The sequence below is a fragment of the Novipirellula herctigrandis genome (assembly GCA_007859835.1).
Taxonomy (GTDB): domain Bacteria; phylum Planctomycetota; class Planctomycetia; order Pirellulales; family Pirellulaceae; genus Novipirellula_A; species Novipirellula_A herctigrandis.
Genome location: SJPJ01000001.1, coordinates 1,675,634 through 1,698,659, shown reverse-complemented (window position 1 = coordinate 1,698,659; position 23,026 = coordinate 1,675,634). Strand labels below are relative to the sequence as shown.

Below are 23,026 nucleotides of genomic sequence, written 5' to 3'. Positions count from 1 at the left end.
GCCCAGGTGGTTGATGGTTCAGATAACCACCGTTTCCTAATCCAGTTTATCCGAATAATCCGCAAATGTCCTCTCCAAACGATCTTCTTCAAACTGCCATTCAAGCCGCACGCATCGGGGGAGACGTACTAATGCGCCATTTTCGCGACGGCGTCGAAATGCGAGATAAGTCTTTTTCAGGTGGCAAATCGTATGACCTCGTCAGTGACGCTGATTTAGAGAGTGAGAAGGCGATCGCCGAATTCCTACATTCGGCGCATCCGGGCCATGAACTGCTCGGCGAAGAATCGCTGGCCGGAGGATCCGCCGATGCGGAGCACCTTTGGGTGATCGATCCGCTCGATGGGACCAATAATTTCGCTCACCGGTTACCCCATTTCGCGGTTTCGATCGCTTACTATTTTCGCGGCCAAGCGGTTGTCGGCGTCGTCTTAAACCCAGCTCGCGATGAGTGGTTCACGGCGACCGCCGGTGGTGGAGCATTCCATGATGGACGTCGCGTTGAAGTTTGCGATGCTGCGGTACTGGATAAGTCGCTGATTGGATGCGGGTTCTATTACGACCGAGGTGCCATGATGCGGGGAACCTTAGCCGCGATCGAAGAGTTTTTCACCCACGATATTCATGGTGTTCGGCGAATGGGAACTGCATCGATCGATTTGTGTTACGTCGGTTGCGGGCATTTCAGTGGTTTCTTCGAATACAGCCTCTCGCCATGGGACTTTGCTGCTGGACGATTGTTTGTCGAAGAAGCCGGCGGACGGATCACCGACGCGACGGGAAGTCCATTGCCAATGGCAAAGACAAGCATCGTCGCCAGTAACGGCAAGCTACATGAGGCAATGATCGCGATCACGAGCAAGCACACGGTCGAATCAACCTAACGCTTGAATCCACATCGTGGCAAACCACAACTCATTGCGCGCAGGCTGTTTGCCGCTGAGGCCTTCTCGGTTGATTGTCTCTGGCACCTCTCGCTCTTGGCATGCCTCGCTCTTGACATGCCTCGCTCTTGACATGCCTCGCTCTTGACATGCCTCGCTCTTGGCACGCCTCGCTCTTGGCACGCCTCGCTATTGGCACGCCTTGCTATTGGCACGCCTAGAACGAGTATCCAATACGGCTTCCCCGTTGCAAACTATCGCGTTTGTCGATGGTGTTTGCGCCAACCCCTGCTATAATTCGCGAATGATTACAACACAACCGAACAAACCGTCGTCGATTAAAACCGGATCACTGGTAGCCTTGTTTGTCCTGTTGGGCGTTGGTTTGCAGTTGATTATGCCCAATGCAATTTTGCCCTTTGCGATCGTGCCCGATGCGATTGCACAGGAAGTCCAACCGAAAGCTGCGGGTGAAAAACCGAAGGTCAAATTCAGTGACGATTCGTTTCGCCGAGCCGCACTCGATGGGAACATGCAAATTGTCAAATTGGCTCTCGATTCCGGGTCTGATCCGGACGCCAAAGACGCTCAAGGCCATACAGCGATGCATTATGCGGCATTCAACGGTCATACCAAAGTCGTCGAATTCCTGCTCGGCAAAGGTGTCGATGTGAATGTGGTTGATGGCGAGGGAAAGACGCCACTGATCCATGCGTCCTCAGGCCCGTTTAACGAGACAGTGGTTTTTCTTTTGGACCACAAGGCCAAAATCGATCATGCCGACGCGACCGAAGGTTTTACGGCATTAATGATGGCGGCTGCCGAAGGGCAATTGGAGGTAGTGGAAACTTTACTGAAGCGAGGTGCCGACCCGACAACGGTCGATGTCGATGGAGAAACGGCTGAAATTTTTGCCGCGAACAATGGGCACAGCAAGGTGGTTGCAATGATACAAAAATTTGACGTGGATCAAGCCAACTCTTCCTGGCAAGCCGACGCGAAGTTAGTAGTGAGCCTTAGCGAGAAGCGATCCGAATTTAACTACGACGAATCGAAGGTTCCCGCCTACACGTTGCCCGATCCGCTTGTCGACAGCGAAGGCAAGCCAATTACAAAGCCCGAGCAGTGGTATGAGACTCGCCGCGATGAAGTGGTCGAGTTGTTTCGCGAGAATGTTTTCGGTCGACGACCGGAGACGGACTACTCTGTCTCGTTCGAAACGACAAGTGAAGTTCCCGATGCACTCGGCGGCATCGCAACGGGTCGAAGCATGAAGGCGATTGTCAAAATCGATAATCGTACTTATGAGTTTCCGTTCACCGTCTTCGTTCCTAATAATTCGGACGCGAAAGCGCCAGCGATTGTGTTGATTAACAATCGAAAATTCATTTCTCTCGAAGACGCCCTCGGCGAAGAAGACCCGTTTTGGCCCGTCAAGGAAATTGTTCAATCGGGATGTGCAACGGCATCGTTTTTCACATCCGATGTCGATCCTGACGACAAGGACGGCTATGACAAAGGGATTCGAGCGTTCTTTTCCGATCGCCAAATGCCTGCTGATGATGCGTGGCGAAGTTTGTCCGCGTGGGGTTGGGCGGCCAGTCGTGTGCTCGATTATGTGCAGACTCTCGATGCGGTCGACGCATCGCACGTGGCGGTTGTGGGGCATTCACGCGGCGGCAAAACGGCCCTTTGGGCTGCCGTCGAAGACCCTCGTTTCGCGATCGCCTATAGCAATAACTCAGGCTGTGGCGGTGCGGCTTTGTCGCGTCGTGCCTACGGTGAAACGGTTGGCCGAATCACGTCCGCGTTTCCCCATTGGTTCGTACCTCGGTTTGGCCAATTCGCAGGCCGCGAAAGCGAATTGCCCATCGACCAACATGAGTTGATCGCATTGGTCGCGCCACGCGGTGTCTATGTGACCAGCTCGGACGAAGATTTGTGGGCGGACCCAAAGGGTGAATACGAATCGCTAAAAAGAGCCGCCCCCGTTTTCACGTTGTTAGGGGAATCATCGATCACCGAACCGACGATGCCGTCACTCAATGGGCAACGAATCGTCGGCAAAACGGGATACCATATCCGCGAAGGCGGTCACGGGTTGACGTCACAAGATTGGGCATTGTTTCTCAATTTTGCCAAGCCGATCCTGATGCCATCCGCTGAGTAAGGTCTTCAACTAAACAAGGTCTTCAACTAAACAAGGTCTTCAACTAAACAAGGTCTTCAACTAAACAAGGTCTTCAACTAAACAAGGTCTTCAACTAAACATTGTTGCCTTAGACACTGTTGCCCTAAACTTGTCGTTATCCCTCTGGGGTTGCCTTGGTAACGCAGCTTCGTGGAGCGAGGGGCGATATTCTTTTCCTTTTTCTATTGGGTCAGGCATGCATCTTATCATTCGCCCACTTCTAGTCTTGCTGGTATCGCTGGCAATCTTTCCTGCGGTTCCCGTTCAGGCACAACGGGGGCAATTTGTCGAAGAGTTGTTTCGTACGATTGCCGAAGCACAACTCGAACGCGAGCAGCGAAAGCGGATTGAGCAAGAACAGAGAGAGCGGGAGCAGAGGGAACGCGAAAGGTTGCAACCTCCGATCGCCGACGTGCCAACGCCCATTCAGCCTCGGCGAGATCGTGGTGAAGGTCCACGTGGCGATCATGACCACGAACATGGTGAACCTGTCACCGCGCAGCTGCCGGCGATCAATGTCCGTAGTCGCGAAGCAGCCGGCTTTGCTCAAGACTTGGTCGACTTCTACGCTACGATTAACTCACTTGTGAACGATTTGCGGGCAGCATCGATCCAAAATCCCAACTTGCGTCCCTTGCTACCGGATGCCTATCACGTTCGCGCCGATTGTCGGACGCTGATCAGCAATTGCGATGGACTCGATTCGCTGGCAACCATCGAACCGGTTTTCTCTCCGCTTGACGCATGTTGGCGGCAATTGTCTTTTTCGCTCCGAGCAATTGGCTCGCTTGATGGCACTTGTAATGAATTGATCCGCCGAGCCGACCGATTGTGTTTATCGATGGAAAAACGGTTTGGCGTGGGGCCACAATTCAATCGCGCGGAGTTACGTGATTTGATGATTGTCGGTTCGAGTTACATGGAAACCTTGATTGATGACTTGGAATTAGCCGCCGCATCACGCCGGCAAACCGCCCCACTGATTCACGATATTCGTTTGTTGAAACAGCAATTGCTCGGCCAATCGGGGCGGCTTAGCCAAGGAAACTATGACGATGTCGTCGCGGCATTTACCGATTTTGCCCATCAATGGGGCGAATTAAGTCGGCGTGCTTACACGGTGGACGATTTGCATGTCCATCGTCGCTTGGACCGCATTCATGAAGTAGGAGACCAAACGTATGCGTTGTTGTGGTTGCCGCCTCCGACGAGTACGGTCGATTTGCAGGCAGCCGCTCAGCGGCTCGATCGAAGCTTCACTTCGGTGATGAACCGATTGACGCTCGCCACCATGGTGTCGCTTCGATCCAATGACCAACGGCAATTGCTCGAAGCGAGTCGTCGACTCTCGGACCAATGCCACCAATTTGAAAACGCAGCGGCCCAACGGAGTTCGCTTCAAGAGTTGAGCGGTTTGTTTGGCGGCATCGATCGCGACTGGAGCACGCTCCGAGGGGCGTACATGCAACTTGGTTCGTTGCCGCGTGGGGCGATTTTTGAAGTCGATCAAGCATGCGGACAAATCCGCGGGATGCTCAATATTGGACCGGCTGTCGAAACCGGCGCCGATTTGCGGTCGATGCTACCGTCTGTGGCGGCGCTTGAAGGAGGAGCTGAGTACCTTGACGCCGACATTCAACGGTTCAAACGGTACTTTGTGTCGTCTTCTTTCCGCAATTCGATCACCGATGCTTCAAGGGACGTTTACTCGCACGCTAAACGGCTCAATGCCGAACTGAGCCAACAGCTCGACCGGGGGCGCGTCGATATCGCTGATTTGCAGCGCGAAGCAGGTAAAATGGTGGACGCATGGCAACAACTTAGTCGCGATATCGAACAGATTCAAAACCAAGGTTTGCCGCACCGTTCCGCAGAAGGGGTGAAACGGGCTCGACGCGATTTGGCACCCTATGTTGCAGAAATCGCAGCCGCGCTACTACAACAGTGACCGCATCTCGATAACTCATCGTCGCTTTAAGCTGCGTGATAGACGCCGCTTTTGTAAGAACGCCAAACGACGATGCTGGTAGCCGATTCATCTGCACCGATTCATTTGCACCGACCCTATTTGCACCGATCCTATTTGCACAGCGAAACCCTCAAACGTCAACATGACTATCAAACGAAACCAAACTCGTCCGGTTCGCATCGGATCCATTATCATCGGTGACAATCACCCGATCGCGGTCCAAAGTATGACTGCGACCAAGACACAAGACATCGATGCGACGGTGGCACAAGCGGAAGCATTGCGTGAGCGAGGTGCGGGAGTCGTTCGGATTGCTGTGGACAGCGATAAGGATGCCGAAGCACTCGGTGAAATTCGCAAACAGACGACGGCCAATTTAGCGGTCGATTTGCAAGAGAATTTCCGGTTGGCGGAAAAGGTCGCGCCGTTTGTTGACAAAATTCGTTACAACCCGGGGCATTTGTATCACCATATGCGAGATACGCCGTGGCAAGACAAAGTCCGATTCATCATCCAACAGGCGACCGATCACGATTGTGCAATTCGCATCGGCGTGAATTGTGGCAGCGTCGATCCAGCGAAAAAGGAAAAGTATGCCAAGGACGATTCGGTCACGCCGATGATTGAAAGTGCGCTCGAACATTGTGAGCTCGTTGATTCGCTCGGGTTCTTTCGCTACGTCGTTTCGCTCAAAGACAGCGATCCGAAACAGGTCGTCGAAGTCAACAAGCGATTCGCCCAGACGAGGCCCGAAGTGCCCTTGCATTTGGGCGTGACCGAAGCAGGCATGCCGCCCGAAGGGATTATCAAAACACGCATCGCGTTCGAGCAATTGATCGGCAAAGGGATCGGCGACACCGTTCGCGTGTCGTTAACGTTGCCGAACAATCGAAAGCCTGAAGAAATCGACGCAGGCAAATCAATTATTGACGACATCCATGCGGGGCGAGTCCGTTCGGTGGTGGTGTTTGATGACACGAAGCTCAATATTATTAGTTGTCCCAGTTGTTCACGCGTCGAGAACGAAGCGTTCATCGAGTTAGCTGCAAGCGTGAAGGAGATGACCGAGTACGCCAAGGATTACGCGATCACAATCGCCGTGATGGGGTGTCGAGTGAATGGGCCCGGCGAAACCGATGACGCGGATCTTGGTTTGTGGTGCGGGCCAGCGAAAGTCAATCTGAAACGAAGAACCGAACCACTGGGCGCGTTCGGTTACGACGAAATTCTTCCGAAGTTGAAGGAAGAACTGGATCTGTTGATCGCAAACAAATCAGCAACTCTTTAGCACTTCCTTGGCTGCGTCGATCGTTTCGTCAATCATCGATTCGGTGTGTGTGCGGCTAAAGAACAAGGCTTCGAATTGGCTGCATGGCATGTAGATACCCTTGCCAATCATCCCCCAGAAATAGCGTCCGAATCGTTCGCGATCGCTGCGGTCCGCATCGTCCCAGTTGTTAACTGGATTGGGGTTAAAGAACAACGTCATCATGCTGCCAACCTGTTGCACTTGGTGAGGAAGTCCCGCATCGGTGGCGGCGGCATCTAAGCCTTTGGCCAACCGGTCACCTAAGCGTTCAAGATATTCGTACGGTGAGTCTTCTTTGAGGATTCTCAGTGTCGCGCTTCCGGCGGCCACGGCGACCGGGTTTCCGCTGAGTGTTCCTGCTTGGAAAATTTTGCCCGCTGGCAGCACTTGATCCATGATTGATTGTCGGCCACCGTATGCACCAAGCGGCATGCCGCCACCGACGATTTTGCCGAGCGTCGTCATGTCGGGCGTCACGCCCAAACGCTGCTGTGCTCCGCCAAACGCGACACGGAAGCCAGTCATCACCTCGTCAAAGATCAAGATTGTCCCCGCTTTTTCGGTCAAGGATCGGGCGGCTGCAAGGAATTCCTTGGTCGGGATCACGCAGCCCATGTTTCCGACGACCGGTTCCAAAATGACGGCCGCGATTTGCCCGTCATATTGGTTGAAAGCTTCGGTTAAGCCTTGCACGTCATTGTAGGCGAGCACGATCGTATCCTGAGTTGCACCTTGGGTAACGCCAGGCGAATCAGGGACACCGAGCGTCGCTGCGCTACTGCCGGCCGAAACGAGGAGTGAATCAGCGTGGCCGTGGTAGTTGCCAGCGAATTTGATGATTTTGTCACGGCCTGTCACGCCACGGGCGACGCGAATCGCACTCATCGTTGCTTCGGTACCACTGTTCACCAAACGCACACGCTGGACACTCGGCACGGCTTCGATGATCTGTTCCGCCAATTCCGACTCGGCTTCCGTTGGTGCTCCGTAGCTAGTCCCGCGAGCGGCCGCTTGGTGAATCGCTTCGATCACTTCCGGGTGAGCGTGGCCAAGAATCATTGGTCCCCAAGAGCCGATGTAATCGAGGTAGCGGTGGCCGTCGATGTCAAACAAATGAGGTCCGCGGGCGTGATCGATAAATAGCGGCGTCCCGCCAACACCACCGAACGCTCTTGCCGGGCTGTTAACACCACCGGGGATCAACTTTTGGGCACGGGCAAAAGCAGCGGTACTAAGGGGGCCAATGGCGCGTTCAGTCTTCGAGTTTGACACAGAAAAAAGTTCCGAAGGGAAGGGAATCGAATTCGGTAAGTTCTAAGCGTATGCCAAAACAGGCCGTTCGCAAAGTGAAGAAGTAAACCACAAATGTTCAACGCCAGAACCGGACTACGGAATTACGGTTCGTGGTGCTAGATTAGCTGCGTTGAAAATCGCCTCTAAATTGAAACGAATGTGATGAACGCTAGTGAAAACGAACTGAAGAATATCGACGAACTTCGCGAGTTGATGCATTCGGATTTAGTAAACGATGCTGCCATTGTGATCGACCGGATGTCGGATGAGCAACGGTCGGCCGCAGTGGGCGAATTGCCCGCCGAAGAGGCTGCGGAATTGATCGATCATTTGGTCGAAGAGCAGGCCGCAGAGATTCTCGAGCAGCTTTCGCCCGATATTGCGGCGTCGATTTTGGAAGAGCTAACCAGCGATGTTCGCGCCGACTTGTTCGCAGGCCTTGATCCTGATTCGGCTACTCAAATTCTAGACTTGATGGCACCCGAGGAGGCGGAGGAGACGAAAGAGCTAACCCGCTACGACTCCGAATCGGCGGGCGGGTTGATGGTCACGGAGCTGCTCTCGTTCGACATGAATGAAACGGTGCAAGGCGTCTTTGATGACTTGGCTGAGAACTCTGATTTGTACCGTGACATCGATGTCCAATACAGCTTTGTTCTCGACGAAGGTTGCTTGGTCGGTGTGCTACCGATGCGTGATTTGTTCTTGGCGAAACGAAGCACGCCCCTGCGGCAATTAATGATCGCCGATCCGATCAGTGTGCGTGACGATGCCGACATGAGTGCTCTTGAAGATGTCTTTGACAATCATCATTTTCTCGGTATTCCCGTTGTCAATAGCCAACGAGAATTGGTTGGCGTGGTTCAGCGATCCGCAATGGAGCGTGCGCTTGCCGCCCATGACCGTAGTGACTACTTGAAGTCGCAAGGGATTGTCGGTGGTGAAGAAATTCGGAGTTTGCCGGTGATCGAGAGGGCGCGACGGAGGTTGTCGTGGCTGAGCGTGAATATTTTATTGAATATTGTCGCGGCCAGTGTGATTGCGATGTTCCAGGATACCCTTTCGTCGGTCATTGCGTTGGCGGTATTTTTGCCGATCATCTCCGATATGAGCGGTTGCAGTGGCAATCAAGCGGTTGCGGTTAGCATGCGAGAGCTATCGCTAGGGCTGATCCGCCCAAGTGAGCTGTTACGCGTGTGGGGGAAGGAAATCTCCGTAGGGACGATCAACGGGATATGTTTGGGGGCTCTCGTTGGCTTGGCTGCCTTTTTATGGAAAGCCGACCCGATGCTCGGGTTGGTGGTGGGATTGTCGCTGTGCGTCAATACGATGGTCGCGGTATCGATCGGCGGGATGGTTCCGCTATTGATGAAACGATATGATTTTGACCCCGCCATCGCATCTGGTCCGATCCTCACAACGATTACGGATATGTGCGGATTTTTCTTGGTCCTAAGTATGGCCAGCGTATTGTTGGTTTAGGGTGACTTGAGAGTACCCTTGCGATCTCGTCGTAGCTGGGGAACTCGTGTCCGCCGCTCATTGGCGAAGCATTGCTGGGGCGAGTGGTTTCGTTTTGGTCCCGTTCATTCGGCTCGGGATTGACGCCGGTATTGGCCAGGGGTCATGTCGATTTCGCGGCGGAAAACGACGTGCATGTATTCCGGGTGATCAAAGCCACACAAGTTGGCAATGCGTTCCATCGATAAGTCGGTCTCGGCTAACAATTTTCGAGCACGCTTAATTTGGACGTGGCGAATTTCTTGTTGTGGTGAACGGTCAAATAGTTTTCGGAATTGGCGTTCCAAAGTACTTCGCGACAATCCACAATGCTCGGTTACGCTTTGAACCGTAATGCCGTTGCATGAGTTCTCGTGAATAAAGGCTCGCGCCGAGGCGATCAACGGATCGGCGATCGCCTTAACATCGGTGGATTGGCGTGTCTCGACCGAAATCGGTTGGATATAGCGAACAATCGACTCGGGCTTTTTTCCCATCATGAGTTGAGATAACAATTCTGCGGCAACAAAGCCAACCTCTTCCGGATTGATTTCGATACTCGAAAGAGTGGGGTCACAGAGCGGGCCGATGATCGAATCATTGTCGACTCCTAATACCGCCACCTCCTCCGGGACCAGCAATTCAGCTCGCGAGCAGGCTTCTAGCACATGCTGTGCCCGTCCATCATTGGCGCAAAACACGGCTACGGGTTTTGCGAGTTGTCCGAGCCATGTGATCAGTTCCGCCTGTTGGTCTTCCCACGATCGCAGTGATTCACCAAACCATCGCGAACGATAGATCTCGCACCCATCCACACCCGAATGGCGGGTTACGGCGTCGACGAAAGCCTTTTCGCGGTCAGTCGACCACTGTTCATTTTCGAAGCCGCAATACGCAAAGCTTCGAAAGCCGCGTTTGATAAGATAATCCGCAGCCATTTCACCCACTCGAACGTTGTCCGTTCGAACCGATGGCAAGTCGTGGATGATACGTCGATCGGACAAGTCGACCATCGCAATTCCTGACTCTTTGACTGCGTCGGCCAATTCAGGCGTCGTTAGTCGCGATATAATCCCGTGGCCATTCCAATCGAACAACCATTTCGGTGGCTCACGTCCAACATCGCATAGTTCGAGAAACACCGACCAATCATGATGCGTGCGAAGAAATCGCATGATTCCTTGAAGTGTTTCGCGGCCGTAACCACTCGACGTTTCAATCAACAGAACGACACGATATTTTTGCAGCATTTTGGTTGGATTTCCCGTCGCTACCAAGAAAGAGTGTCAAAGGAAGGGGGCAGCGATCCCGCATTAAGTTACACTACAACAAAGGAATGCGGAATGCGGAATGTGAAATGTTCCCTGTGTGTTTTTACCGTGCCGATCGTCGGCGGTAGAAAAAATACTATGATATGCATGTTAGCTTTTTGAGTCTCGCTTCCGAACCCGCTCACAGTCAATTTTCCCACCTGCGACTTTTTGGCACTCTCTCGATGCGAATTCTTGACCTCGTCTCTCCCCAGCAACTTTCACGAGTCGCAGCTTTGCAGGTCTTGGCGCGTCAAATCGTAGAAGGTTTCTGCTCGGGCCGACATCGGTCACCCCAAAAGGGGTTCAGTGTCGAATTCAAAGAGCATCGGCCATATGTCCGCGGTGACGAGTTAAAGAATATCGATTGGAAGGCTTATGCCAAAAGTGATCGGCTTTACATCCGCGAATATGAAGAGGAAACCAACCTCCGGTGTGTCCTTTTGGTCGACCGTAGTGGGTCGATGCAGTATCGAGGTGACCGCAGCGGTGGGCTTAGCAAAGACGACTACACTCAACGGCTTGCTGCATCGCTTGCCTATTTGATGCTTGCCCAACAAGACGCCGTGGGTGCGGTCACGTTCGACAGCATCCCGCGAAACATTGTCACCCCTCGTGGACGTGCTTCCCATCTTCGCGCGGTTTTGGCTGCACTGGTCAGTCCGCCCGAAGGAATCGAAACTGATCTGGGCGGTGCGATTCGCTCGGTGGTTCCAAAACTCGGGCGGCGTGGCATTGTCGTTCTGTTTTCGGATGCAATGGGGGATCTTGGCTCCCTCAGTCGATCATTGGCCCAAATCCGTTCACGCCATCATGAAGTCGTCTTCTTTCAGATTCTTGATCCTGATGAAGTTGATTTTCCCTTTTCCGGTCGTATCCAATTTCACGATCTCGAAGAAACCGCCGAAGATCAAACGGTCGACGCCAATTCGCTTCATGCGGCTTACTTAGATCGTTTTGAGCAACACGCTTCACAGTTGCGTGACATTTGTCGCCGCAATCGGGTCGATCTGGTCACGATCCAAACCGGTCAACCCTTTGACGACGCTCTGCACCAATATGTCGCATTGCGGAGGCAGATCCAATGACATTCATTAATGGTTTGTTGGCACTTGGCGCAGCCGCGTTTACAATCCCGTTAGTCATCCACCTTCTGTACCGAAATCGATTTAAGACCGTTTCGTGGGGGGCGATGCACTTGCTCGAGCCGGTTGTACGTATTAATCGGCGACGTATTCGATGGACGAATTTTCTGCTGCTTCTAATTCGTTGTTTACTACCGGTTCTTTTGGCACTTTGTCTTGCCCGGCCCGTGTTAACAGGCTTTCGAGCATTGCAAGGGGATTCGCCTGAGTCGATCGTTTTGGTGATCGACGATAGCCAAAGTATGGCGGCGCGGGACGAATCGGGGGTGTCAAGAATCGACCGAGTTCGAAACGAGTTGGGGCAATCCCTGGGTGAGTTTTCCCCGCGTGACGAAATCCTTTGGATGCCGACCAGTCAAATCGAATTTCCACCTTCCACAATGGGCACGGTTGACGCGGTTGATAAATTGAAAACCATTCGCACCAGCAGCGGCCCCTTTGATATTGCCCGGGTGTTGCGTGCGGCTGTGAAAGCGTCGAACGCCGGCGTGAATGCGCGAAAGCGAATTGTGTTTGCGTCTGACTTTCAGGGTGTAAATACCTCCGACGCCTCGGTTGAGTCGCTACGCACGTTTGCCGATGAACTAAAAAATGATTCGTCACGCCCCGATATTTTGTTCTGGAATTTGGCTGATTTATCACGATCCATTGACAACGTTTCCATTGATTCGATTGAAACCTTGTCGCCAGCGATTGTCCCCGATCGTGAGACTCGATTTGCCGCTCGTCTGCGAAACGCGACGGATCAAACGCTCAATGATTTGCGTGTGAACTGGTTGGTCGATGGAACGCAGGCTGCTTCGCAAACGATTTCGATTCCTGCTCGTAGCACGTCGACGGCGAACATGCGATATGCGTTGTTGGAATCTGGACTCCATGAAATCTCTGTTTCGGTCGAGTTCGTCGATGGAATGAGCGAAGACAATAATCGCAGCATTGCAGTCGAAGTGATCCGAGAAATTGAGGTTGTCTTGGTGGACGGCCAACCGAGTAACGAACCGCTGCGGGGGGAAACGGATTTCCTCGCAATCGCGCTAAGTCCGTTCGCGTTTTCTCAGCAGGACCAAGTCGACGCGGTTCGCGCCTCGGTGATTCGGGAAGGAAAAGTCGTTGAGGTGCTCAGTGAAAAAACGCCAAACATTTTGGTACTTGCGAACGTCGCTTCTTTGGACGAGAAACAACAATCAAAGATTGTCGAGTTTGTCGAATCGGGTGGTTCGTTGATTTCGTTTGACGGTATCCATTTAGGGGATGCCAACTATGTTTCGCGATTGTTGCCAGCTTCGATTGGGACGATTGTCGGTGATCCCAATGCTCGGCAAAACGCCGAACAGTCCGCGCCAATGCGGATCGGAATGCTTAGCTCCCAATACGCTCCGTGGCAAAAGCTTGCACCCGCTAATACGCGGCCTCTTGAAATAATCGACGTGTTTGCTTATCGAAAACTAATTATCGATCCAGATGCGAGCGACGAGGACAAGCCGACCGTGATCTTAGCAATGAAGAACGGCGATCCGTTGGTCGTTTCGGCGCGTCGCGGCCGTGGCCGAATTGTCCAATTTGCGATTCCCGCTGATGCCGATTGGACCACACTTCCGCTACGCCGACTCTTTGTGCCGATGGTACAGCAATTGGCACTCGACCTAATCGGTAGTGGGAAAATGCCGACCGTGACAACAGGACAACCGATGATCGTGAGCTTGGACGAATTGATGAAAACGCCAAGTGCAGAGAATGACTCGGAGGAAAGTGTTCGTGTTCGCTATACGGTCGAACCCCCTGGTTCAGCGGAGATCGACTTAGATGTCGACTCGCAACAGGAGGGGCAGTTGGTTTGGACAGCTACACAACTCGCCGGTGTCTATCGTTTTCGCCGAATTGAAATTCCCGTTTCATCGGATGAAAATAATCCGCCTGGGAACCTCATCAAATCAACGGTCCGTGTGGCACAAGTCCCCTCCGAGGAATCGAAGTTGCGTCCGGTGCTACCTGGTCAACTTGCCGCGATTGCAGGTTTTCTTGATGCGACTGTTTACGATCGAGCAAACACGCTTCGGGATGCTGAGCAAACACGCCGGTATGGACGCGAAATTTGGCGATGGCTGCTCGTCGCATTGTTAGTTGCGATGATTTTGGAGCTAGTTGTCCAACAGCGATCGGCTCCGGCTAAAGCGGTCACTCCGACAATGAATTCCGCAAGCGACTCCCTTGGAAGGAGTTCCGTATGATGATTGCGACGCTTCGTTTCGCGGGCGACTTGCCCGTTTGGTTGGTGGTGGCGGGGGCGTTGCTAGCCACCATCGCCGTGATGGTTTATTACTTACGCGAAACTCGCTCGTTGGCCGCTCCCTATTCCTACTTGCTGCCGGCGCTGCGTGCGGCGGCCGTCGCGATGGTGTTGTTGATTTTGGCGGGGCCGATATGGCATTCACGGCGCGTGGTTGGCACGCTCGGGAAAGTGGTCTTTGCGATTGATACCTCCGAAAGTATGGCCGTTACTGATAGTGCGTCTGTTGACGCGTCGGAAAGTCGCGTGCGGCGAGCGGCGCGGTTACTTTCGGGGCAAGGCGAATTCGCCGGCCTCGTCGAGTCGCTTCGCAGTAGCCACGAAATCGAAGTCGTGGCATTCGATGGAAATGCGTCGACGCCAATTTGGACTAGCCGTAATGAGCAGCCGCTGGGGAGTTTGGTGGACGTTGCGGCCTCGGGAGCGCGAACGAATTTGTCAGCACCACTGTTGCAACAAAAACATGGTGTCGCGTCTGGTGAAGTCGATGCCAATGATACGGTTGAAGCCGACACGAGCGACGAATTGGTTGGCCGGTCGGCTGTCGTGATCTTGAGTGATGGGCGTCACAATTTCGGGCCGTCCCCTGTTAACTCAGCGGAGCAGTTGGCGTCAAATCGGATGCAAGTGCTCACCGTTGGGATGGGGTCAGAGGACGAACCGGATGATGTTGGCATCGCCGAGATGGTGCGGCCTGATTCGGTCGCAGCCGATGGTCAGTTGTCAGGCCGAATGGTATTGAAACAATTTGGTATGTCAGGAAAACCGGTCGGTGTCCGGATTGAACATCTAGGCCAAACGGTTTGGCGGCAAACCGTCACGCCCGAGAGCGACGGCGAGATGGACGTTCCGTTCACGTTCGATGTGGAACCGTTGGTGAAGGCAACTCGCAGTGAAACAGAGCGTGGTGTTAGTCGCGATGCCGTGGCGCTCGATCTGAAAGCGGTGGTCGATGGACCGGAAAGCGAATCGACCATACCGGGCATGATACAACCGCTTGCCAAGAACGACTCGATGCCGTTTCGCGTCGCTGCTGCTACGCGTGATCGTCGTCTGTTGATTCTCGATGGATCAAGTCGCTGGGAGACGCGGTACATTCGGAACTTGTTTGATCGCGACCCTGCTTGGCGGGTCGACACGATTTTGTTTGGCCCTGGAACCGATACGGCAACGGTGCTTCGCGGTGAGCAGCCGGGGCAAATGCCGAACTCGATAGAAGCGATTTCGGTCTACGATGCCATTATCCTGGGTGAAATCCCGCCAGATCAATTTGGTGATTCCGATGCGTCTGTTTTGACCCAATTCGTTTCTCGCGGTGGCGGCCTTATTGTGGTCGATGGTCGCTACGGCAATGTGGGGCAATTGGCCGACGAGCGGCTTGCAGAATTGATTCCTGTTGAATATCCCCGGGGCAATCAACCGGTTGCGTCAAATCAGTTGATTCCTACCGGCATTGGAATGGAACATCCTGTATTGAACATCAGCCATTCGGATTCGGATCCATTGGCGATTTGGCGGGATTTGCCGCCACCTCAATACGCGGCCATCGTCAAGCCTCAGGCGGGCGCGGAAGTTTGGGCCAACACGATATTGGGCGATCAAACGGTGTCACCTTGGTTGGTGACGCGGTTGTTCGGTGCTGGACGCGTCTTTTACATCGCATCGGACCAGACTTGGCGTTGGCGTTACAAAGTCGCCGACGAATTGCATTCGCGTTTTTGGAATCAATTGCTCAGCGCCGCGATGCAACCACCCTATTCAGCTAGCGACGCATTTGTAGCGATTGGAACCGATAAAGTTGAATACGAACCAGGCGAATCGTCGGTCATTCGTGTTCGCTTGCAGGACCCGAGTGGCAAACCGATAGGTGATGCCGTGGTCGATGCGCTATTGGTTTCTAACGATCAAGTTGTCGCAGCCGTGCCGCTTGGCGTCGACAATCCTTCACGAGGAACATTCCAAGGGGCGACTCTACCTCTTGAACCAGGCCAATACAAAATTCGGATTCGTGCCAGTGGTTTTGATTCGACTGCACTGCAAGCGACAACTCCCATTTGGGTCGGATCGGCGGACCGTTTCGAGTGGAGTCGCGTTGGATTGGATCGAGACGCGATGGTTCAAATTGCCCAGCGGGGTGGTGGTGAATATTTTCACGAATCCGCCGCTGACGAATTGCTTGAGAGTCTTAAGCCACTTTCGAGCGGCGTCGTTGTTGAATCCGATATCTTGGTTTGGCAGTCCTTTTATTGGTTTTGGTTGATCATTATTGTGTTAGCGGTCGAGTGGTTATTGCGCAAACGAGCGGGGTTAGTTTAGACAGATGTCGACAACCGGTTCCATCTTTTTGAGTCAATCGAATCTTGATCCCGTTACGGTCGAGACGCTAGAGAATTTTTCGCGTCGTCGTCGATGGCTAATTCTAGTGCGGTGTGTCGCAGTCGCGGTGTTGGCGTTTGCGATTGCGATCTTAGTCGTTGCTTTGTGTGATTACCTGTGGATCTTGTCGGATCCGGTGCGATGGGGGCTGAGCGCGGTAGCCTATGGAATTACCGCGTCGGTGCTATGGTATTTCGGCCTACGGTACCTTGGTCAAACGGATCCCAAGCGATTAGCGATACAATTGGAAGCGGTCGCACCACGCGTTCGCGACGACTTGTTGTCGGCGGTCGAGTTTGCCGATCCGGAGGCGGTCAATGGTTCGCCCGAACTGCAAGATCGGCTCCAACGGATGGTGGCGCGACGGCTGTTGCTACTGGATGTTTCGAAGTTGTTGCCAATGGAATTGGTCCGCCGATGGTTGTGGCTCGGTAGTGGAATTGTGGTTTGCTACTTGCTTCTGATGTTGGTGCCGTCGCTTCAGTTTGGTCGTCGAATTGCTCGTGCGGCGTTGCCGATCGCTGCGATTGAGCGAGCGTCACAGACTCAAGTGACGATCTTGGAGCCGTCACCTGAAAGTAAGTTTGTTGCCGAGGGAGACGCGGTGGCCGTGGTTGTGGGAATCGGTGGCAGGATACCGCATGATGTCACTTTGCAGTGGCAAGTGGACGGTCGAACTCTCGAAACGCCGATGCTTTCCCGCCAACTCGGCCTCGGTTCCTCGCCTCAGCCCGAGGCCAGTGAGCAAAACCAAACAAATGATACCGAGCTGCAATGCTCCGCAAACATCGGCGTCGGCTCGACCAACGTTCGCTATCGAGTGTTGGCGGGTGATGCGGTCACGCTTTGGCACACCTTGTCTCCGCTGCCCCGTCCTCGAGTTACCTCGTTCGACAAACGTTATGAATACCCGGCCTATGCAAGCGTGGAAGATACAGTCGAAACCAGCGAACACGGGGACATTAGGGCCTTGGTTGGAACAATGGCTCACTTGACTGTCCATTTCGATCAACCTGTTCGCGATGCAACGCTACGCTACGGCAACCAAGGCGTCGCTGTGCCGTTGGAGCCAACGGATTCGACGGCAACTAGCTATACGGTTTCGGTGCCTGTAAAAACAGCGGGGCACTATCAAATGGATGCTGTCAGCCAAAGATCGGGTCTCGACAATCCCTTTAGCCCGCAATACACGATTACTCCGGTGATCGACACACCGCCGGTTATTCGGTGGGACGATTCGGTTCGTAGCACTACGCTCGCTTCGCCGCTCGATGTCCTTTCCCTCGCCGGATCGGTGAGCGACGATTTGCCAATCAACCGAATTCATCAAGAGTTCTCCATCAACTCAGGGCTGTTTGAAGAATACTCGCTTTCCATTGATCAACCGGAAAAGGAAATTTCGCTTGAGTGGTCTTGGGATTTTGAGTGGTCTTGGGATTTGATGCACCGCGAAGAAGGGACCTCCAAAACGGAGAGCGTGGACGAATCCCCAAAAATGCAGCACGGTGACGCGATCCAAATACGACTAGTTGCGATCGATCGACGGGGGCAACGCAGCACATCCAATCTCATTCAAGTTTTGATCGTCGACGAGACGTTCTCGCAAGACCGTTATGATCAGTTGGAATCGCTAGCGGAAATCGTCCAACAAGTGATCGCATGGACGGAGAAAGCGACCATCGTCACCGAACAGTTAAAAACCGCTTTGCCAACAAGTGACTCAAAAACATCGCTGGGAGAGGCCAAGACCAAATTGACGGATCTTCAAAAACGAACTCGCGGTCTGATTGGAAACATCGAATCGCGGTTGCCTGAATGCGAACACGAACCCGATGCAACGAACTTGGAACTGCTCGGACGGGTAGCGATTGACTTGCAAGCCGAACTCGATGTTGCAGTCTTTATGATCGAATTGTATGGAAGTGGTGATTGGCAAGAGTCCGAGAAGGATATCAAACGGATCGGCGACCAATTGAATCATATCAAGAATGAAAATCGGTCCGTGGCCGACAGTGCGCGTGCCATGTTGGCCCAAAAAGTCTCGATTGGAGCGCTCACGGACATCGCGTCACTGTACCAGAGCATGGAACGGTTCGCCGACGAAGATTCGGGTGTTCCCACGGGGCGTTATCCTCGCTACATCAAATTGGCCGAAGCTCGGATGCAAGCGGTTGATGATCTAATGGACGAGTACAGTGATCTGTTGCCGGAATTCACGAACAAACGGTTTCGTGATTGGCGAGGCTACTCTCAGTCGTGGCAGATTCGGTTGCGGAATGCGATGAGCGATCCGTCGGGAAATGAAGACGTGCGAAGTTTGGTTCGCCAATATGTTCGCGAGTTAGAGGGGAAACGGAACGGTAGCATTCTTGATGGCAATCTTAGCAATCGTCTTCGAGATGGTATTGGGCAACTCAATCGCCGAATTGAATCCAGTCGTGAATCGACCACGCAGATCAGTCGGGCTGGAAGTCGCGCGGCGTCCAGTCGCAAAGAACTCGGGAAAACCGACGATGCGGACAAGGCCGCGGAGGCGTCACGCGAGACAAAGCACCAAGAAGCGATCTACGAATTCAAACTGGTCCAGTTGACGGATCGTTTGCAGCGCCACGAGTCGCTGCACCGCCAACGACCCAATGTTGATTTGCGTTATGCCGCCGATTTGAACCTTTTCCGTCGAGCCCTCATCCATGTCAATCAAGGTGGCTTTGTCGACATTGGCGAAGAACGCCCGGAACAAGTGCACGATAAGCTTGGCCAAGCGATTGGCGTGATCGAAAGTGTACATTCGATGGGCACGGTTGTGGCCGAACTCAATGAATTATTGTTAGCCGAATCACAGCGGGCATCCTATGCGAATGCACGGATTGAACATCCGCATTGGTCCGATCGGATTGTTCAGGGGATTCAGCACTCGATCGAGGCGATCAAGCAAAACGGCGTCGATTGGTCGTTCCTTCATCCAATTCAAGACGTGCTTTATGGAGAAAGTCTTCGACTCGCTACGGGCCGAATAGGTGAACGGCGTTGGCAAGGCGAACCACCATTGTCGGCTGATCTGTGGTTGCGACCCGTGGTGGGCGAGCTGCAGCCCGCCTTTGCAGGTCTTACGCCTGAGGTCGACAAGGCTCGTGAGACGATTCAGCAGTATGTTCCTTCGCTTGCCGAACAAGCTCGCCGCGCGGCGGAAAAAGTGGCTCAGGCAAAAGAGCAAACCGAGACACGAGAGGATGCGTCCAAGGAAACAGCGGAACAGTTAGCCGAAAAACATCGAGAAGCCGAACAAGCGGCGGCCGAGACGATGCGGTCGCTGGCCGATCACGCGAATAATGCGAACTTAATGGATGCCGAACAACAAGAGTTGGCCCGGGATGCCGATGCGGCGTCTGCGCAAATCGGCGATGCGTTGAGCCGTGCTCAACAAGACATGCAACAAGCAACCGCAGCGTCGAATCAGGAAAAGCGTAGCGAATCCCTCGACAAAACGGCGACGTCACTCGAAAAACTAGAGAAAGCACTCGAGCAAACGGCCGATCACTTCGAGCGTGCCGAGGCCGGCGAGGACGTTTCGCAGTCTCGGGAAGCATTGCGTGAAGCGGCCGAGGAATTGCAGAATGAACAGTTGATGCGAGAGTTCGAAGCCGCCAAGGCAATGGCGGACGCTGCGTCGGCATCCCCCGAAGAGATGCTTCGGCGACTCGAAGCGGAGCTAAAACGAAACCAGCCGATGCAAAAGGAATTGTCGGAAATCGGCGATGATTCCGCAGAATCGGCGGAACAACTGCTCCGCGATGCGGCTGAGAAGCAAACCAATATCCAAAAAGATTTCGAGAAGTCCGATAGGGCATTGCGAGAAACGAAAGCTCAGAAACAACAACAACTTAGTTCGTTGTCGCGGCGACTCGAAACGGTTCGAAACGCTATTCTCAATCGCGCGCGTGAAGTAGCAAAAACGGCACGCGTGCCTGGTATGACTGACAAGTTCTCGGAGACTCAACAAACCTTACAAAAAACGGCTCAGGCGATTCGAAGTGAAACCGAGGGCGAGCATTTGATGGCCGAGTTGAATGAGTCGGCAACCAAATCAGCCGAGGCGGTCGAGAAGGTTCGCGAGGCGGTCAAGGAGATCGGCGATCAAGCTTCGGATGCGACGCAAGATGCGATTACGGATAACCAAACTGAACGCGATCGTGCCGAACGAAACGCTAAACAGCAGCAGACTGAATCGCGGAACCAACATAGTCGCGAAACCCAACAACAGATCCAATGGTGGACGCAGAGATACAATGAAGCTAAACGTCGAATCAGCGACGCACAGCGAGAGATTCGCGAAGGCGAAAAGCGAGTTCGTCAGGCCGAGGAAGAGTTGGCGAAGCAAAGCGACAATCAATGGCGAAAGGACGTTGTGGCCAATGCGAAAGAGCAACTGCAGAATGAAAAAATAGCGGAAGAAGCGGCACGCCAATCAGGCCAGTTTGCCAAAGATAGAAAAGCGGACGCCGAGCAACGTAAACGTGATATTGAAAGTCAACGTATCGACGACTTGAAAGATCCCAACCCATCTGCTCAGGCGGCGACACGCATGGCCAAACAAGCGATGGACGAATTGGAAGCAATCCAAAGCGAACTGGAACAACTTGCAGAGGAAACAAATGAAACTCAACCGCAATCAATCTCTAGCCAGTCGGCACAATCGGCTAGCCATCGTCAAATTGCTGTGACGGATCAAACACAGTCGGTCGCGGATGTTTTGGAGCGAGTCGCTCGCCATGAGCAGCGACTCGGTAACAACAAGACCAATCAAACCCTCAACCAAGCTGCCGAGTCGGTCGAGCAGAACGCTGTCTCTGCGGCACGCAGCGCCGAAGCGAATCTTGAAGCGGTCAAGGAATCTTCGGACGCTGCGCCCAATGCAAACCAGGCGATGGCTGAGGCGACAAAGAAGATCGATGCCGAAGCATCAAAGTTAGCTGAGATGCTCTCTCGTTTGTCGGACGACGCGCAGGACGGTTCTTCATCCGAAAACCAGGCCCAACAAGACCGTGCACGGCAATTGGCCCAAACCTTGGATGAACTTGATCGGGCTGTATTCCAGAAATCCAATCAAAGATCATCATCCGGGCAGGGTCAGCAGAGCGAACAGGGGCAAAGTGGATCACAGGGAGAGCCTTCGTCGGAAAACGGGCAGGGAAAACAACCGTCCGCTTCGGAAGCGTCACCCACTTTGGCTTCGGAAATGAACCAACGAAACCAAGGATTGGCTAAGCAGCGACAAAGCCAAATTCAATCTGCCTCGGACGCCTCAAAACCCTCGGATTCGACGTCTCCGCGTCAATCCTCAGCAACTCGCACAACAAACCGAAGGTCGTCGTCGACTTCGATTGCCGCTGGTGGCCCGCTCAACTCGGTCGATATGAATCGTTTGGGAAGCGAGTGGGGGAAACTGCGTGAGCGGCGGACGGATGATGCGATTGAAACCGATGCGACGGTCGCCTCACCCGAATACCAATCGCAAATCGAAGCCTACTTCCAGGCCGTCGCCCGTCGGGCATCGGAAAGTCGGGCATCGGAAAGTCGGGCATCGGAAAGTCGGGCATCGGAAAGTCGGGCATCGGAAAGTCGGGCTTCGGAATGACGGACAAGCGAATGAATATCCCACGGTTTAATCGTCGAGCAACGCTCCGAGCGGCACTGGCAACATGCCTTGTCCCGATGGTGCGACGGCACGGCCAAAAGTGCTGTGCAGACGATCCATATGCCACCCTTTACATCGCCGATGCGGTTGATCAAGCCGTCAAAAACGGTGTCCGGTATTTGGCAAAGGTTCAGAAAGAAGGTGGTGCAATCAACGATCGGTCGCACCAAGTGGCGATGACCGCGTTGGCAGTCATGGCGATGGCCTCGATTGGGACTCAGCCGAGCGAATCGACCGAGTTAGGCAAATCGATGATGCATGCGATTGACTTTGTCCTTTTGCCTCGACACCAAAACCAGCAGGGGTATTTTGGCGATTCCGACGGATCGCGGATGTACGGGCATGGTATTATCACGCTGATGTTGACCGAAGTTTTGGGAATGGGGGCAACCGTCCAGCAAAACGCGCGTATCCACGCGGCACTCGTGCCGGCCCTGCAGCTGATTTTAACGGCACAGAAAATGCCGAAACCGGAATCGCATCGCGGTGGATGGCGGTACACTCCGACGAGTCACGATTCGGATCTAAGTGCATCGGTTTGGCAATTGATGGCCTTGCGAAGCGCAAAGAACGACGGAGTGGATGTTCCCGGCGAGGCGATCGAACAAGCGATTGACTATTTGCGAGAATCATATACCGGGCGACCAAAACCGGGCGGCAAAGAATTCGAAAATAGTGGTTTTTCCTATACACCGGGGTCCTATCAACCCACATTCACGATGACGTCGGCCGGATTGTTGGCGATGCAAGTGTGCGGTCTTTATGATTCGCCGATGGTGACGGGAGCCGGAGAATGGTTGCTGCAACATCCACCCCAATTGAACGAGCGTTTTTTCTTTTATGGAATTTACTACTACGCCCAAGGGATGCATCAAATGGGTGGCAAGTACGCCAAAGTCGCTGAACCGATCGTCGATCGATTGCTACTTGACTCGCAAAGTGAAAATGGATCGTGGCAAGCCAGCGGCGGGGAAGAACGAAATGTTGGGATGGTTTACGCCACATCGTTAGCAGTGCTAAGTTTAAGCGTCCGGTATCACTACTTACCGATTTACCAGCGGTAAGTA

General features: G+C 53.5%; 13 protein-coding genes. 10 read left to right on the top strand and 3 right to left on the bottom strand.

Features of this window, described 5'->3' with window-relative positions:
- The first annotated feature begins 65 nt into the window (after nucleotides 1-65).
- The 4 genes from CA13_RS06100 (at nucleotide 66) to ispG (ending at nucleotide 6,332) form a co-directional block, all read left to right on the top strand.
- Complete coding sequence (locus tag CA13_RS06100; RefSeq protein WP_146395070.1) at nucleotides 66-884, top strand: inositol monophosphatase family protein; 819 nt, start codon at nucleotides 66-68, stop codon at nucleotides 882-884.
- A gap of 304 nt (nucleotides 885-1,188) precedes the next feature.
- Nucleotides 1,189-3,054, top strand: coding sequence for an ankyrin repeat domain-containing protein (locus CA13_RS06095; RefSeq protein WP_146395069.1), 1,866 nt, complete (start codon nucleotides 1,189-1,191; stop codon nucleotides 3,052-3,054).
- Nucleotides 3,055-3,271: 217 nt separating this feature from the next.
- Nucleotides 3,272-5,023, top strand: coding sequence for a hypothetical protein (locus CA13_RS06090; protein WP_146395068.1), 1,752 nt, complete (start codon nucleotides 3,272-3,274; stop codon nucleotides 5,021-5,023).
- Between the two features lie 163 nt (nucleotides 5,024-5,186).
- Nucleotides 5,187-6,332 carry a (E)-4-hydroxy-3-methylbut-2-enyl-diphosphate synthase gene (gene ispG, locus CA13_RS06085; RefSeq protein WP_146395067.1) on the top strand — a complete coding sequence of 382 codons (1,146 nt, stop codon included), beginning with the start codon at nucleotides 5,187-5,189 and terminating at the stop codon, nucleotides 6,330-6,332.
- Here the strand turns inward: ispG and hemL are convergent.
- Complete coding sequence (gene hemL / locus CA13_RS06080; RefSeq protein ID WP_419193993.1) at nucleotides 6,318-7,625, bottom strand: glutamate-1-semialdehyde 2,1-aminomutase; 1,308 nt, start codon at nucleotides 7,623-7,625, stop codon at nucleotides 6,318-6,320. The genes ispG and hemL overlap by 15 nt on opposite strands.
- Nucleotides 7,626-7,808: 183 nt before the next feature.
- On the opposite strand from hemL, the gene mgtE reads away from it, so the two are divergent.
- On the top strand, nucleotides 7,809-9,128 hold the full coding sequence (mgtE, locus tag CA13_RS06075) for a magnesium transporter (protein ID WP_146395065.1): 1,320 nt from the start codon (nucleotides 7,809-7,811) through the stop codon (nucleotides 9,126-9,128).
- A 104-nt stretch (nucleotides 9,129-9,232) separates the two neighbouring features.
- On the opposite strand, the gene CA13_RS06070 is transcribed toward mgtE, so the two are convergent.
- A complete protein-coding gene (locus CA13_RS06070) occupies nucleotides 9,233-10,396 on the bottom strand; it encodes an AraC family transcriptional regulator (RefSeq protein ID WP_419193992.1) in 1,164 nt (387 codons plus the stop codon).
- Nucleotides 10,397-10,641: 245 nt separating this feature from the next.
- On the opposite strand from CA13_RS06070, the gene CA13_RS06065 reads away from it, so the two are divergent.
- Genes CA13_RS06065 through CA13_RS06050 form a run of 4 tightly spaced genes read left to right on the top strand, consistent with a single transcriptional unit; the run spans nucleotide 10,642 to nucleotide 21,899 of the window.
- Nucleotides 10,642-11,544 (top strand): DUF58 domain-containing protein, encoded by a 903-nt coding sequence (locus CA13_RS06065; protein WP_146395064.1) that lies wholly within the window; start codon nucleotides 10,642-10,644, stop codon nucleotides 11,542-11,544.
- Nucleotides 11,541-13,829 carry a BatA domain-containing protein gene (locus CA13_RS06060; protein WP_146395063.1) on the top strand — a complete coding sequence of 763 codons (2,289 nt, stop codon included), beginning with the start codon at nucleotides 11,541-11,543 and terminating at the stop codon, nucleotides 13,827-13,829. The genes CA13_RS06065 and CA13_RS06060 overlap by 4 nt, the downstream gene beginning before the upstream one ends.
- Nucleotides 13,826-16,204 carry a hypothetical protein gene (locus CA13_RS06055; RefSeq protein ID WP_146395062.1) on the top strand — a complete coding sequence of 793 codons (2,379 nt, stop codon included), beginning with the start codon at nucleotides 13,826-13,828 and terminating at the stop codon, nucleotides 16,202-16,204. Before CA13_RS06060 ends, CA13_RS06055 begins: the two co-directional genes overlap by 4 nt.
- A gap of 28 nt (nucleotides 16,205-16,232) precedes the next feature.
- Nucleotides 16,233-21,899: a hypothetical protein gene (locus CA13_RS06050; RefSeq protein ID WP_419193991.1), complete on the top strand. Its 5,667-nt coding sequence runs from the start codon at nucleotides 16,233-16,235 to the stop codon at nucleotides 21,897-21,899.
- Here CA13_RS06050 and CA13_RS06045 read toward each other — a convergent pair.
- On the bottom strand, nucleotides 21,788-22,021 hold the full coding sequence (locus CA13_RS06045; RefSeq protein ID WP_419195087.1) for a pentapeptide repeat-containing protein: 234 nt from the start codon (nucleotides 22,019-22,021) through the stop codon (nucleotides 21,788-21,790). The two genes, CA13_RS06050 and CA13_RS06045, sit on opposite strands and share 112 nt — an antisense overlap.
- Here CA13_RS06045 and CA13_RS06040 point away from each other — a divergent pair.
- Complete coding sequence (locus CA13_RS06040) at nucleotides 21,911-23,023, top strand: prenyltransferase/squalene oxidase repeat-containing protein (RefSeq protein WP_146395059.1); 1,113 nt, start codon at nucleotides 21,911-21,913, stop codon at nucleotides 23,021-23,023. The genes CA13_RS06045 and CA13_RS06040 overlap by 111 nt on opposite strands.
- The last annotated feature ends 3 nt before the right edge of the window (nucleotides 23,024-23,026 follow it).